This window comes from Streptomyces sp. NPDC047130, from assembly GCF_040643475.1.
In the GTDB taxonomy this organism is placed as follows: domain Bacteria; phylum Actinomycetota; class Actinomycetes; order Streptomycetales; family Streptomycetaceae; genus Streptomyces.
Map to the genome: position 1 here is coordinate 63,587 of NZ_JBEYUK010000013.1, position 13,280 is coordinate 76,866.

The window sequence follows — 13,280 nt, forward strand, 5'->3', positions numbered from 1 at the left end:
GGGGTGCCCCCCGCGTGTGCGACGCTGGAACGGCGAGCGGCGAGCGGCTGCCCGACGCGGCCGGCCGGTGTGCCGGGCGCCGCCGGTACCGCCCACCCGCCGCGCCGACGTCCGACATCCGTCATCAGTCCCGCGTACCGGGCACCGCGTACCGCGTACCGCGTCGTCCGTCCGGAAAGGATCCGCACCGCCGTGAACCACGCTCAGCTCACCGCCCTGGGGCGCGCCCTGCGCGTGCTCGGCGAGCACGGGGAGAAGATCACCTCCGACACCCCGGACTCGCAGCTGCACGAGCTGAAGGGCGACCTGCGGCGCGCGATGGAGCTGCTGGAGGAGACGGTCACCACGGCCGCCCCCGCCACCCGCTGCCCGGAGCACCCCAACGGTCCGGTGGACCGGAGCGCCCCCGACCTCTGCCTGCTGTGCGAGACCCGCCGCCGCAGCGGCCGCCGGGCCCGGCTGAGCGGCGGTCCCGTGCCGGACCGTCCGGCCGAACCCGTGCCCTCGCGGTACGGCATGCACGGCGACCGCCCGCAGCCGCAGCAGCGCTGGCTGCCGGAGGCGTGGAACGGGCGTGCCTGGGAGCTGTGCGGGGCGCCCCGCCGGGACCGGCGCGAGGCGGAACTCTTCCTGGCGGCGGAACGCCGGGGGCCCCGGCCCGCGATGGCGTACCGGCTGGTGCACGAGTTCACCGACTACGAGGTCCTGCGCGTCTGGGGCGAACCCCGCGTCGTCCCCGTCGAACCCATGGGCTGACCGGGCCCACCCGGAAGGGGCCGGCCGCGGCGTGTGCGCGGTCGGCCCCTTCGTCCGTCCTGCCGTCCTGCCGTCCCGCCGTCCTGCGGTTCCGCCGTCCTGCGGTTCCGCCGTCCTGCGGTTCCGGCGGGCGGTGGGCGGTGGGCGACGGGTCAGTGCAGGCGCATCAGGGACGCCGCGTCGTACGGCGTCATCTCGTCCGTCCGCCCGCCGAGCAGCTTGGCGCCCCACTCGGGGTCCTGGAGCAGCGCGCGGCCGACCGCGATCAGGTCGACCTCCTCGCGCTCCACGCTGTCCAGCAGGTCGTCGACGGCCCGCACCGGCGCGCCCTTGCCGGTGAAGGCGTCGGTGAAGTTGCCGTCCAGGCCGACCGAGCCCACGGTGATGACCGGCTTGCCCAGCAGCTTCTTCGTCCAGGCGGCCAGGTTGAGGTCGGAGCCCTCGAACTCGGGCAGCCAGTAGCGGCGGGTGGAGGCGTGGAAGGCGTCCACGCCGGCCTCGGAGATCGGGCGCAGCACCGCCTCCAGCTCCTCCGGCGTGGTCGCCAGCTTCGCGTCGTACGCGTCGGACTTCCACTGCGAGAAGCGGAAGATCACCGGGAAGGTGGGCGAGACCGCGGCGCGGACCGCCTCCACGATCTCCACCGCGAACCGGGTCCGGGCGACGGCGTCGCCGCCGTAGGCGTCGGTGCGGCGGTTGGTGCGCTCCCAGAGGAACTGGTCGATCAGGTAGCCGTGGGCGCCGTGCAGCTCGATGCCGTCGAAGCCGACGCGCTCGGCGTCGGCGGCGGCCTTGGCGAAGGCGGCGACGGTGGCGTCGATGTCCTCCTGGGTCATCGTCCGGCCGTTCGGCGAGGCCTCGCCGTTCAGCAGGAGGCCCGACGGGCCCTCGGACGGGGCGTCGGGGAACGCGCCACGGCCGTCCGGGCGGGTCATGCCGACGTGCCAGAGCTGCGGGACGATCTTCCCGCCCTCGGCGTGCACCGCCTCGACGACCTTGCGCCAGCCGGCCAGCGGCTCCTCGCCGTGGAAGCGCGGCACCCGGGTGCTGTCCCCGGCGGCGGGGCGGTCGACATAGGTGCCCTCGGTGACGATCAGGCCCACCTGGGCGGCGGCCCGCCGCCGGTAGTACGCCACCACGTCCTCGCCCGGCACGCCGCCCGGCGAGAACTTCCGGGTCATCGGAGGCATCACCAGGCGGTTGGGCAGCGTCATGCCGTTGACGGTGAGCGGGCGGGACAGGACGCGGGACGCGCGGTCGGCGATCTCGGCACCGGAGGTGACGGTCACGTGGGGCTCCTTGGGGGAGGGACAGTCATGGCAGCGCGGGCGCCACCGGTCCGGCGAGCGTCCGCGTACTTGTGCGAACCAGTCGGTATGCCCTGGCATTCCCGCCCCCCGGCCGAACCCCGCCGCCGAACCTGGGGCACTGCGGGCGGGAACGCCGAAGGGCGGCACCCCGGTGGGGTGCCGCCCTCGGGCGTTGCGCGTGGTCCGCTCGCGGACCGTGGGCTCCGAGCCGTCAGGCTCAGAAGTCCATGTCACCGCCCGGCATGCCGCCCGGAGCGGCCGCGGCGGCCTTCTCCGGCTTGTCGGCGATGACGGCCTCGGTGGTGAGGAACAGCGCGGCGATGGAGGCGGCGTTCTGCAGCGCGGAACGGGTCACCTTCGCCGGGTCGATGATGCCCTCGGCGATCAGGTCGACGTACTCGCCGGTCGCGGCGTTGAGGCCGTGACCCGGGGTGAGGTTGCGGACCTTCTCCACCACGACGCCGCCCTCGAGGCCGGCGTTGACGGCGATCTGCTTCAGCGGGGCCTCGAGCGCGATGCGCACGGCGTTGGCGCCGGTCGCCTCGTCACCGTCGAGCTCCAGCTTCTCGAAGACCTGGGAGGCCTGCAGCAGGGCCACGCCACCACCGGCGACGATGCCCTCCTCGACGGCGGCCTTCGCGTTGCGGACGGCGTCCTCGATGCGGTGCTTGCGCTCCTTGAGCTCCACCTCGGTGGCGGCACCGGCCTTGATGACGGCCACGCCGCCGGCCAGCTTCGCCAGGCGCTCCTGCAGCTTCTCGCGGTCGTAGTCCGAGTCGCTGTTCTCGATCTCGGCGCGGATCTGGTTGACCCGGCCCTGGACCTGGTCGGCGGAGCCGGCGCCGTCGACGATGGTGGTCTCGTCCTTGGTGATGACGACCTTGCGGGCGCGGCCCAGGAGGTCCAGGGTCGCGTTCTCCAGCTTGAGGCCGACCTCCTCGGAGATGACCTCGCCGCCCGTGAGGATGGCGATGTCGCCGAGCATGGCCTTGCGGCGGTCACCGAAGCCCGGGGCCTTGACGGCGACGGACTTGAAGGTGCCGCGGATCTTGTTGACGACCAGGGTCGACAGGGCCTCGCCCTCGACGTCCTCGGCGATGATCAGCAGCGGCTTGCCGGACTGCATGACCTTCTCGAGGAGCGGGAGCAGGTCCTTGACCGAGGAGATCTTGGAGTTGGCGATGAGGATGTACGGGTCCTCGAGCGACGCCTCCATGCGCTCCATGTCGGTCGCGAAGTACGCCGAGATGTAGCCCTTGTCGAAGCGCATGCCCTCGGTGAGCTCCAGCTCCAGACCGAAGGTCTGGGACTCCTCGACCGTGATGACGCCTTCCTTGCCGACCTTGTCCATCGCCTCGGCGATGAGCTCGCCGATCTGGGTGTCGGCGGCGGAGATGGAGGCGGTGGAGGCGATCTGCTCCTTGGTCTCGATCTCCTTGGCCTGCTCGAGCAGGGCGCCGGAGACGGCCTCGACGGCCTTCTCGATGCCGCGCTTCAGGGCCATCGGGTTGGCGCCGGCCGCCACGTTGCGCAGGCCCTCACGGACCAGCGCCTGGGCGAGAACGGTCGCGGTGGTCGTACCGTCGCCGGCGACGTCGTCCGTCTTCTTGGCGACTTCCTTGACCAGCTCGGCGCCGATCTTCTCGTACGGGTCCTCGAGCTCGATCTCCTTGGCGATGGAGACACCATCGTTGGTGATCGTGGGGGCGCCCCACTTCTTCTCGAGGACGACGTTGCGGCCCTTGGGGCCGAGCGTCACCTTGACGGCGTCCGCGAGCTGGTTCATGCCGCGCTCGAGGCCGCGCCGCGCCTCCTCGTCGAACGCGATGATCTTGGCCATGTGAAGTGGTCCTCCCAGGACTGGGGGTGATTCCTACGGACCGCGCCCGCGCCCGCGACGGACGGCCTGCGTGCCGGACGGTTCCTTCCCGCCTCGGCAACGCGGACCTCACCGACCCGGTCCATCGTTGTCACTCTCACCTTCAGAGTGCTAACGCAATGATTAGCACTCGACCCTGCCGAGTGCAAGACGCTCCCGGAATCCCGCCCCGTTTTCCGCCCTCCGGACACCCCGCCGGCGGGGGCCGGCGGCCCGCCCGGTGGCGGCTGCGGGGCTCCGCGGCGCCCGGAGGCGTGGGGCGCGTCACGGCACGGACGCCGGGCGGACGAGGAGGTCCGGGACGGACGAAGAGGTCCAGGGAGGACGAGGAGGTCCAGGGAGGACGGGAAGGTGCGGGGAGCTGCCGGACGCGGCGCGGAGAGCTGCCGGGCGCGGCGCGGAGAGCTGCCGAGCGCGGCGCGGAGAGCTGCGGGGCGCGGGCACGGCGTAGGGCCCGCGTCCCCCGAGGGGGCGCGGGCCCTACGTCACGTCAGGATGTTCGGTCGCTGCGTTCAGCCGGCCAAACGGACCATGTCCGCCTGCGGCCCCTTCTGGCCCTGCGAGATCTCGAACTCGACCCGCTGGCCTTCCTCGAGGGTGCGGTAGCCGTCCATCTGAATCGCGCTGTAGTGCACGAAGACGTCCGCACCACCGTCGACCGCGATGAAGCCGTACCCCTTCTCCGCGTTGAACCACTTGACGGTGCCCTGAGCCATGCCTAACTCCCCTATTACTGGCCCTTGCACAGATCCACACTTCGCGGATCCGGGTCAGACCTCACCCGCCGCCCAGGCGGCGGGCGTGCGCCGGAACGCGTCGACCGCGGCTGAATGTATCTGCCCAACTGCCCTCTGCAACAGGTCAATCGGACGACAATTCTGGAGGAGCCCGGTCAGCGATATGCCGAGAAATCGCCGGAATTCAGGGCAAGTCCGGGCGGACAGAAGGAGCGAACCACGCAAAGGACCCGCGGAGTTTGGCTGCATCTTGTCGGGCCGGCGGCAGGAACTCATCGTCACCCGGCGGGAGTTCGGCGCGGGGTACCCCAACTGTACCGCGCCCAATCATGCAGAATCGCCCTCCCCGGTCGTCGGCGGTATGTGACGCCGGCATGAACCGGAGAGGGCGATCGGAGAGGGCGACTAGGAAAGCGCGGGTAAAGCGAAAGTGATCAGGCGCCGCCGGCCACGGCGGGAATGATGGAAACGCTGCCGCCCTCGGGGGTGGCGGTCTCCAGTCCCTGCTCGAACCGCACGTCGTCGTCGTTGACGTAGACGTTGACGAAACGCCGCAGCTTGCCCTGGTCGTCGAGGACGCGGGCGGCGATACCGGTGTGGTTCTTCTCCAGGTCGGCGATGACCTCGCCCAGGGTCGCGCCCTCGGCGCTCACCTCGGCCTGGCCGCCGGTGTAGGTGCGGAGAATGGTCGGGATGCGAACGGTCACGCTCATGGGGTCTGACCTCCGGTCACGGTGAGGCTGGGTACGGGGCTGGCGGGGCGGAGGTCAGGCGAGGCCGGCCTCACGGAACGAGTCGAGGCTGGGGCGGATGGTGGCGGTCAGGCCCTGGTCGGCGACCGCGTCCAGCGTCTTGAGGCCGTCGCCGGTGTTGAGGACGACGGTGGTGAGCGACGGGTCCAGCAGCCCGTTCTCGATCAGCTTGCGCGTGACGCCGACGGTCACGCCGCCCGCCGTCTCGGCGAAGATGCCCTCGGTGCGGGCCAGCAGCCGGATGCCGGCCACGACCTCCTCGTCCGTGACGTCCTCCACCGCGCCGCCGGTGCGGCGGGCGATGTCCAGCACGTACGGACCGTCGGCCGGGTTGCCGATGGCCAGCGACTTGGCGATGGTGTCCGGCTTCTGCGGGCGGACCACGTCGTGCCCGGCCTTGTAGGCGACCGAGACCGGGGAGCAGCCGGAGGCCTGCGCGCCGAAGAGCTTGTACGGCTTGTCCTCGACCAGGCCGAGCTGGATCAGCTCCTTCAGCCCCTTGTCGATCTTGGTGAACTGCGAGCCGGAGGCGATCGGGATCACCAGCTGGTCCGGCAGCTTCCAGCCGAGCTGCTCGCAGATCTCGAACGCCAGCGTCTTGGAACCCTCGCCGTAGTAGGGGCGCAGGTTGACGTTGACGAAGCCCCAGCCCTCGCCGGCCGGGTCGCCGATCAGTTCGGAGCAGAAACGGTTCACGTCGTCGTAGTTGCCCTCGATGCCGACGAGCTCGCCGCCGTAGACCGCGGCCATGACGACCTTGCCCTGCTCCAGGTCGTGCGGGATGAACACGCAGGAGCGGAAACCGGCCCGGGCGGCGGCCGCGCCGACGGCGCCGGCCAGGTTGCCGGTGGAGGAGCAGGAGAGCGTGGTGAAACCGAAGGCGCGGGCCGCCTCGAGGGCCTGGGCGACCACGCGGTCCTTGAAGGAGTGCGTCGGGTTGCCGGAGTCGTCCTTCACGTACAGGCCGCCGGTGACGCCCAGCTCGCGGGCCAGGTTGTCGGCCTTCACCAGCTTCGTCCAGCCCGGGTTCAGGTTGGGCTTCTCGGCGACGTCCGCGGGCACGGGCAGCAGCGGGGCGTAACGCCAGATGTTTCCGGGGCCGGCCTCGATGCGGCGGCGGAGTTCCTCGGCCTCGTACGAGGAGTAGTCGTAGGCGATCTCGAGGGGCCCGAAACATTCCTCGCAGGCGAAGACGGGGCCGAGCGGAACGCGGTGGCCGCACTCGCGACACGAGAGGGCGGTCGCGGGGCCGAGATCGACGGGGGCGGCGGAGGTCGTCGTGGACGCGGAGGCGGTCGTGACGGTCTGTACAGCCATGAGTGGCGAGGCCCTTTCTCCTCATCTTCCTCAGCGGCGTCTTCGCCGTGAGACGGATTTGGCACCTTCCCTAGCCGGGGCCTCGCGTGATCGCGGGCACGGCTGGAGGGTTGCCGGGGCTTCATCGGGCCGTATCCCTCTGCCCCTCTGGATGAGCGTTCTTCTGTTGTTCTTCGGTTGTTCTTCGGTTGTTTTGAGCGGGCCCCACCGAGGGGACCCGTATCCACCAGTCGAGCGAACCCGACCCCCGACATGCGGTGGTCACCGGTGATGTTCAAGACTGTAACCGAAGGCCAGGACAGTTGAGAGAGTCGTCCGGAACGCGAGACGGGCCGCCCGCCGTACGGCAGGTGGTCGGACACAGTGAGGAGCCGCTGACTGTGCTGGAAGAAGTCGAAAGCTGGCTGGGCACACGCTCCTGGCATGTGACCGATCGCCCGCTCCACCAGATCCTCGCCGCGAAGCGCCAATGCGGCTCGACGGTCTCCGTCGTGCTGCCGGCGCTCAACGAAGAGGCCACGGTCGGCGACATCGTCGCCACGATCCGCAGGGACCTGATCGAAGAGGTTCCCCTCGTGGACGAGCTCGTGGTCGTCGACTCCGGGTCCACGGACCGCACCTCCGAGGTGGCCGCCGCCGCGGGCGCCCGGGTGGTGCACCGGGACGTCATCCTGCCCCGTGTCCCCGCCGTCCGCGGCAAGGGGGAGGTGCTCTGGCGATCGCTGCTGGTCACCGGCGGCGACATCGTGTGCTTCATCGACTCCGACCTCCGGGACTTCTCCTCCGACTTCGTCACGGGCACGGTGGGCCCGCTGCTCACCGACCCCCAGATCTCGCTGGTCAAGGCGATGTACGACCGCCCGCTCGGCACCGAGGCCGGCCAGGGCGGCCGGGTCACCGAGCTGATGGCCCGCCCGCTGATCAACCTGCACTGGCCGCAGCTGGCGGGCTTCGTGCAGCCCCTGGGCGGCGAGTACGCGGCCCGGCGGTCGCTGCTGGAACGGCTGCCGTTCCCCGTCGGCTACGGGGTGGAGCTGGCCATGCTGATCGACGCCCTGCACACCGTGGGGCTGGACGCCCTCGCCCAGGTCGACGTCGGCGTCCGCAAACACCGCAACCAGGACAGCCAGGCCCTGGGGCGGATGGCCGCCACCATCTACCGCACCGCCCAGCTCCGGCTGGCCCGCGGACAGATGGTCCGGCCCCTGATGACCCAGTTCGAGCGCACCGAGGAGGGCTTCACGCCGCGGACCCACGCGGTGGACACGCTGGAACGGCCGCCGATGACCGAGATCGTCGAGTACCGGTCCCGCGAGGTGGCCTGACCTCACCCGTTCGGCGCAGCGCCCCGCCTCCGGCCCGGGCGCCGCCGCCGCGGCCGGCGACGTTTGGACTTTTCCCCTCCGGGCTAGGTGACGCGTATGGGTTCCGCCGAAACTTCCGCCACTGCTTCCCCCGCCCCCCAGGTGCTGGTCGCCTCCAACCGCGGACCGGTCTCGTACTCGGTCGCCGAGGACGGCTCGCTGGTCTCACGCCGCGGCGGCGGGGGCGTGGTCTCGGGGCTCTCCGCGATCGGCCCGGACGCCGGCGCGCTGTGGGTCTGCTCGGCGCTCGGCGACGGGGACCGCGAGGCGGTCCACCGCGGGGTGTCCGAGCCGGGCGTCAAGATGCTGGACATCTCCGCCGAGACGCACGACGCCGCGTACAACGGCATCGCCAACTCGACGCTCTGGTTCGTGCACCACATGCTGTACCAGACCCCGCTCGAGCCCGTGTTCGACAGCGAGTTCCGGCTCCGGTGGGCCGCCTACCAGGAGTTCAACCGGTCCTTCGCCGAGGCGCTGGCGGAGGAGGCCGCGGAGGGCGCGGCGGTGCTGGTCCAGGACTACCACCTGACGCTCGCCCCGGGCATGCTCCGCGAGCTCCGCCCCGACCTGCGCATCGGGCACTTCTCGCACACCCCGTGGGCCCCGCCGGAGTACTTCCGGCTGCTGCCCGACGACGTCGCGGAGTCCGTGCTGCGCGGCATGCTGGGCGCCGACCGGCTGGGCTTCCTCACCCAGCGCTGGGCCGACGCCTTCACCGCCTGCTGCGACGCCGCGGTGGGCGGCGTCGGCGACACCCGGATCGGTGTGCACGGCCTGGGCGCGGACGCCGACTTCCTGCGGGAGCGGGGCCACCGGGCCGACGTCGACCAGCGGGTCGCCGAGCTGCGCGCCGAGATCGGCAACGACCCGGACGGCAACCTCCGCAGGACGATCGTGCGGGTCGACCGCACCGAGCTGTCCAAGAACATCGTCCGCGGCCTGCACGCCTTCCGGCAGCTCCTGGACGACCACCCCGAGTGGTGCGACCGGGTCGTCCACGTCGCCTTCGCCTACCCGTCGCGACAGGACCTCGCCGTCTACCGCGACTACACGGCGGAGGTCGCGCGGGTCGCCGCGGAGATCAACGCGGAGTACGGCACGCCGTACTGGACGCCGGTCGTGCTCAACCTCAAGGACGACTTCGCGCGGTCGCTGGCGGCCTACCGGCTGGCCGACGTGGCGCTGGTCAACCCGATCCGGGACGGCATGAACCTGGTCGCCAAGGAGGTCCCGGTGCTCGCCGAGAACGGCTGCGCGCTGGTCCTCTCCCGCGAGGCCGGGGCGCACGAGGAGATGGGCGACGACGCGATCACGGTCCACCCCTACGACGTGAACGCCACGGCTCGGGCGCTGCACGAGGGGCTGACCATGCCGGCGGGGGAGCGGGCGGAGCGGACGAAGCGGTTGGTGGCCGCCGCCACCGCGACCCCGCCGACCAAGTGGTTCCTCGACCAGCTCCACGCCCTCACCACCACCACCCGCTGACCCGCCCCGGGCGGCGGTTCCCCGCCCGGGCGGGGAACCGCCGCGCCTCCGCCCCGCGTGCGGCCGGCCGCGCGGGTGGGCGCAGACCGGTGCGTACGCACGTGACGGCTCACCGAACTGGACCTCGGTCCCTCCGGGAGGGTCACGTGCGTACAGGGCCGTCGGCCCACGCGTGACGACGCGAGCCGTTCGCCGCGCCCGGGCCGGGGTCAGGGGAGGTGGTCGGCGAGGGTGTGGAGGAGGTGGACGACGGCGGCGGGGTCGGGGACGACCAGGTCCGCGCGGTCGGCGAGCGCGCGGACCTCCTCGTTCGCGCTGCAGACCAGCACCCCCGGCACCCCCTCCCCCCGCAACCCCGCGACCGCCTCGAACGCGGGAACGTCCCCCAGGTCGTCCCCGGCGTACAGCACCGATCCCGCGCCCACGTCCCGCAGGTACCGCCGCAGCGCGACCCCCTTGTCCATCCCCGGCGGCCGCAGCTCCAGCACCATGCGCCCCGGCTCCACGATCAGCCCGTGCCGTGCGGCCAGGTCCGCCAGCGGCTCCCGCAGCGCCGCGAAGGCGGCCTCCGGGTCCTCCGCCCGCCGCGTGTGCGCGGCCAGCGCGCGCCCCTTGTCCTCGATCCACGTCCCCCGCGACTGCGGGACGGAGGCCAGCACCTCGGGGAACTCCCGCCGCACCGCCTCCACACCGGGGTGGGGGTCCGGCGCCGTGACCTTCCCGGTGGCCGCCTCCCACCGCTCCGCGCCGTAGTGGCCGAGGACCACCAGGTGGTCCAGCCCGTCCACCCCGGCGAAGCCGCCGTTGCGCACCGCCACCTCGGCCGGCCGCCCGGTGACCACCGCCACCGCCGCCACCTTGGGCGCCAGCGCCGCCAGCGCCGGCACCGCCCCGGGGTGTGCCCTGGCCAGGTCCGGGTCCGGCACGATCGGCGCGAGCGTGCCGTCGAAGTCCAGCGCGATCACGGCCCGCTCCGGCGCCGCGAGGATCGCCGCGAGCCCGTCCCGCCCGGCCGCCGTCACCGGCTCCGGGAGCCCCTGCATGTCGTTCTGGTCGCTGCCCATATCGGGACCATAACCGCGCGGCCCGCGGTCAACCCCCCGCTCAGCGTTCCGCGCGGCGACTGTCCCGGATCCGGCGCAGCCGGTTGACCGTCACCGGGTCGTGGGCCAGCGCCCGCGGGTCGTCCAGCAGCGCGTTCAGCAGTTGGTAGTACCGCACGGGGGCCAGGCCCAGCTCCTCGCGGATCGCCCGCTCCTTCGCGCCGGGCCCCGCGAATCCGCGCCGTTCCAGCGCGAGCACGTCCTGTTCCCTGCGGCTGAGCTCGTCCATGCCCAGCACCGTAACCGCTGCCGCCGACGCCCGGCTCCCGCGGGTTCCCGGCGGTTGGTTCCCGCGTGTTCCCGCCCGTTCCCGCCCCACTCCCTGCGACAAGTGGACTAGACCTTTCTCGGCCCACCCGCCAGACTGGTCGGGTGAATCACGTCATCGCCCTCGATGTGGGCGGCACGGGGATGAAGGCCGCCCTGGTCGGCCCCGACGGCCGTCTGCTGCACCAGGCCCGCCGGGCCACCGGCCGGCACCGCGGTCCCGAGGCCGTCGTCGACGACATCCTCGGGTTCGCCGCGGACCTGCACGCCGAGGGCGAGTCCCTCCTCGGCCGGGGCGCCTCGGCGGTGGGCATCGCCGTCCCCGGCATCGTCGACTCCGCCCTCGGCGTGGCCGTCTACGCCGCCAACCTCGGCTGGCGGGACGTCCCGCTGCGCAAACTGATCGGCGAGCGGCTGCACGGCATCCCGGTCGCGGTCGGCCACGACGTGCGCTCCGGCGGCCTCGCCGAGGGCCGTGCCGGCGCCGGCCGGGGCGCGGACCGCGTCCTGTTCGTCGCCCTCGGCACCGGCATCGCGGGCGCCATCGGCATCGGCGGCCGGGTCGAGGCGGGTGCCCACGGCAACGCGGGCGAGATCGGCCACGTCGTGGTGCGCCCCGGCGGCGCCCCCTGTCCCTGCGGTCAGCGCGGCTGCCTGGAGCGGTACGCCTCCGCCTCGGCGGTCGGCGAGGCCTGGGCCCTGGCCTGCGGGGATCCGCGGGCGGACGCCGCGGACTGCGCCGAGGCGGTGACCCGCGGCGACCAGCGCGCCCGGAAGGTCTGGCAGGAGGCGGTGGACGCCCTCGCCGACGGCCTGGTCACCGGCCTGACCCTGCTCGACCCGCAGCGCCTGATCATCGGCGGCGGCCTCGCCGAGGCCGGGGAGACCCTGTTCGCCCCGCTGCGCGAGGCGGTGGCCTCGCGGATCACCTTCCAGGTACCGCCCGAGATCGTCCCCGCCGCCCTCGGCGACTCGGCGGGCTGCCTGGGCGCCGGCCTCCTCGCCTGGGACCTGCTCGCCACCGACGCCGGCGTCCCGCGGGCCGCCGGCCCCGCCCACTCCCCCACCCCGGAGGTGCCCGCCCCATGACGACGTCCACCGATCCCGCCGGCTCCCGCACGGTCCTCACCGGCGCCCGGGTCGTCCTGCCCGGCGGCACCGTCCCCGGCAGCCGCGTGGTCGTCGAGGGCCACCGCCTCGCCGACCCGGCCGCCGTGCCCGCGGACGCGCCCGCCACCGAGATCGACCTGACCGGCTGCTGGGTCGTCCCCGGCTTCGTGGACCTGCACAACCACGGCGGCGGCGGGGCCTCGTTCACCTCCGGCACCGTCGAGGAGGTCCTGCGCGGCGTCCACACCCACCGCGCGCACGGCACCACCACCCTGGTGGCCTCCACCGTCACCGGCGACCTGGACTCCCTGGCCCGCCGCGCCGGCCTGCTCTCCGAGCTCGCCGAGGACGGCGAGATCGCCGGCGTCCACTTCGAGGGCCCGTTCATCTCCCCCTGCCGCAAGGGCGCCCACTCCGAGGAACTGCTGCGCCACCCCGACCCGTCGGAGGTCCGCAAGCTGGTGGAGGCGGCCCGCGGGCAGGCCCGGATGGTCACCCTGGCCGCCGAACTCCCCGGCGGGATCGAGTCGGTGCGGATGCTGCGCGAGATGGGCGTGATCGCCGCGGTCGGCCACACCGACGCGACCTACGAGCAGACCGTGGAGGCCGTGGAGGCGGGCGCCACCGTCGCCACGCACCTCTTCAACGCGATGCCCCCGCTGGGCCACCGCTCCCCCGGCCCGGTCACCGCCCTGCTGGAGGACGAGCGGGTCACCGTGGAGCTGATCGACGACGGCGTGCACCTCCACCCGGGCGCGCTGGGGCTGGCGTTCCGTCACGCGGGCGGACGTCGGGTCGCGTTGATCACCGACGCGATGGACGCCGCCGGGTTCGGCGACGGCCGCTACCTGCTGGGCCCGCTGGAGGTCGACGTGGTCGACGGCGTGGCCCGGCTGACCGAGGGCGGTTCCATCGCCGGTTCCACCCTCACCCTGGACCGCGCCTTCCGACGGGCCGTCACGGAGGACGGCCTGCCGGTGGAGGAGGTGGTCGCGGCCATCTCCTCGACGCCCGCCCGGCTGCTCGGCCTGGACGACCGGATCGGCTCGCTGGAACCCGGCAAGGACGCCGATCTCGTGGTGCTGGACGAGGAGTTCACGCTGCGCGGGGTGATGCGCAAGGGCGCCTGGGTGGTCGATCCGCGCCGGCGGTGACGCCGCGCCGGGCGGGCCGGACGGACCGTCACCGGGACCGCGC

The 13,280-nt window shown here is 73.0% G+C and carries 12 protein-coding genes and 1 riboswitch; of the genes, 5 read left to right on the plus strand and 7 right to left on the minus strand.

The annotated features are described in order from the left end of the window. The first annotated feature begins 192 nt into the window (after nucleotides 1-192). A complete protein-coding gene (locus tag ABZ836_RS17490; protein WP_361143059.1) occupies nucleotides 193-756 on the plus strand; it encodes a hypothetical protein in 564 nt (187 codons plus the stop codon). 152 nt (nucleotides 757-908) lie between these two features. On the opposite strand, the gene ABZ836_RS17495 is transcribed toward ABZ836_RS17490, so the two are convergent. The 5 genes from ABZ836_RS17495 to thrC all read right to left on the minus strand — a co-directional run bounded on the left by ABZ836_RS17495 (nucleotide 909) and on the right by thrC (nucleotide 6,751). Beyond that, nucleotides 909-2,045: an NADH:flavin oxidoreductase gene (locus tag ABZ836_RS17495; protein WP_356130058.1), complete on the minus strand. Its 1,137-nt coding sequence runs from the start codon at nucleotides 2,043-2,045 to the stop codon at nucleotides 909-911. A gap of 238 nt (nucleotides 2,046-2,283) precedes the next feature. Further along, complete coding sequence (gene groL / locus ABZ836_RS17500; protein ID WP_151774325.1) at nucleotides 2,284-3,906, minus strand: chaperonin GroEL; 1,623 nt, start codon at nucleotides 3,904-3,906, stop codon at nucleotides 2,284-2,286. A gap of 551 nt (nucleotides 3,907-4,457) precedes the next feature. Beyond that, nucleotides 4,458-4,661 carry a cold-shock protein gene (locus tag ABZ836_RS17505; protein WP_009339379.1) on the minus strand — a complete coding sequence of 68 codons (204 nt, stop codon included), beginning with the start codon at nucleotides 4,659-4,661 and terminating at the stop codon, nucleotides 4,458-4,460. A 455-nt stretch (nucleotides 4,662-5,116) separates the two neighbouring features. Beyond that, complete coding sequence (locus tag ABZ836_RS17510; RefSeq protein WP_356130060.1) at nucleotides 5,117-5,395, minus strand: MoaD/ThiS family protein; 279 nt, start codon at nucleotides 5,393-5,395, stop codon at nucleotides 5,117-5,119. A 54-nt stretch (nucleotides 5,396-5,449) separates the two neighbouring features. Continuing rightward, complete coding sequence (thrC, locus tag ABZ836_RS17515) at nucleotides 5,450-6,751, minus strand: threonine synthase (protein ID WP_356130062.1); 1,302 nt, start codon at nucleotides 6,749-6,751, stop codon at nucleotides 5,450-5,452. Nucleotides 6,752-6,769: 18 nt separating this feature from the next. Next, nucleotides 6,770-6,909: riboswitch (SAM riboswitch) on the minus strand. A 222-nt stretch (nucleotides 6,910-7,131) separates the two neighbouring features. Here thrC and ABZ836_RS17520 point away from each other — a divergent pair. Beyond that, complete coding sequence (locus tag ABZ836_RS17520) at nucleotides 7,132-8,076, plus strand: glucosyl-3-phosphoglycerate synthase (protein ID WP_356130064.1); 945 nt, start codon at nucleotides 7,132-7,134, stop codon at nucleotides 8,074-8,076. 96 nt (nucleotides 8,077-8,172) lie between these two features. Next, nucleotides 8,173-9,603 (plus strand): trehalose-6-phosphate synthase, encoded by a 1,431-nt coding sequence (locus tag ABZ836_RS17525; protein ID WP_361143064.1) that lies wholly within the window; start codon nucleotides 8,173-8,175, stop codon nucleotides 9,601-9,603. Nucleotides 9,604-9,812: 209 nt separating this feature from the next. Here the strand turns inward: ABZ836_RS17525 and otsB are convergent, their stop codons facing one another. Next, nucleotides 9,813-10,667 carry a trehalose-phosphatase gene (otsB, locus tag ABZ836_RS17530; RefSeq protein ID WP_361143066.1) on the minus strand — a complete coding sequence of 285 codons (855 nt, stop codon included), beginning with the start codon at nucleotides 10,665-10,667 and terminating at the stop codon, nucleotides 9,813-9,815. A gap of 40 nt (nucleotides 10,668-10,707) precedes the next feature. Beyond that, complete coding sequence (locus ABZ836_RS17535) at nucleotides 10,708-10,935, minus strand: DUF3263 domain-containing protein (RefSeq protein WP_356130070.1); 228 nt, start codon at nucleotides 10,933-10,935, stop codon at nucleotides 10,708-10,710. A 143-nt stretch (nucleotides 10,936-11,078) separates the two neighbouring features. Between ABZ836_RS17535 and ABZ836_RS17540 the strand changes: the two genes are divergently transcribed. After that, entirely contained in the window at nucleotides 11,079-12,062 is a 984-nt protein-coding gene (locus tag ABZ836_RS17540; protein ID WP_361143069.1) for an ROK family protein, read from the plus strand. Beyond that, nucleotides 12,059-13,237 carry an N-acetylglucosamine-6-phosphate deacetylase gene (nagA, locus tag ABZ836_RS17545; RefSeq protein ID WP_361143072.1) on the plus strand — a complete coding sequence of 393 codons (1,179 nt, stop codon included), beginning with the start codon at nucleotides 12,059-12,061 and terminating at the stop codon, nucleotides 13,235-13,237. Before ABZ836_RS17540 ends, nagA begins: the two co-directional genes overlap by 4 nt. The last annotated feature ends 43 nt before the right edge of the window (nucleotides 13,238-13,280 follow it).

Bases quoted from the DNA above. Each gene is read 5' to 3' on its own strand.
- ABZ836_RS17535 (WP_356130070.1), bottom strand. From the start codon at position 10,935: ATGGACGAGCTCAGCCGCAGGGAACAGGACGTGCTCGCGCTGGAACGG.
- nagA (WP_361143072.1), top strand. From the start codon at position 12,059: ATGACGACGTCCACCGATCCCGCCGGCTCCCGCACGGTCCTCACCGGC.
- ABZ836_RS17505 (WP_009339379.1), bottom strand. From the start codon at position 4,661: ATGGCTCAGGGCACCGTCAAGTGGTTCAACGCGGAGAAGGGGTACGGC.
- groL (WP_151774325.1), bottom strand. From the start codon at position 3,906: ATGGCCAAGATCATCGCGTTCGACGAGGAGGCGCGGCGCGGCCTCGAG.
- ABZ836_RS17525 (WP_361143064.1), top strand. From the start codon at position 8,173: ATGGGTTCCGCCGAAACTTCCGCCACTGCTTCCCCCGCCCCCCAGGTG.
- thrC (WP_356130062.1), bottom strand. From the start codon at position 6,751: ATGGCTGTACAGACCGTCACGACCGCCTCCGCGTCCACGACGACCTCC.
- otsB (WP_361143066.1), bottom strand. From the start codon at position 10,667: ATGGGCAGCGACCAGAACGACATGCAGGGGCTCCCGGAGCCGGTGACG.
- ABZ836_RS17510 (WP_356130060.1), bottom strand. From the start codon at position 5,395: ATGAGCGTGACCGTTCGCATCCCGACCATTCTCCGCACCTACACCGGC.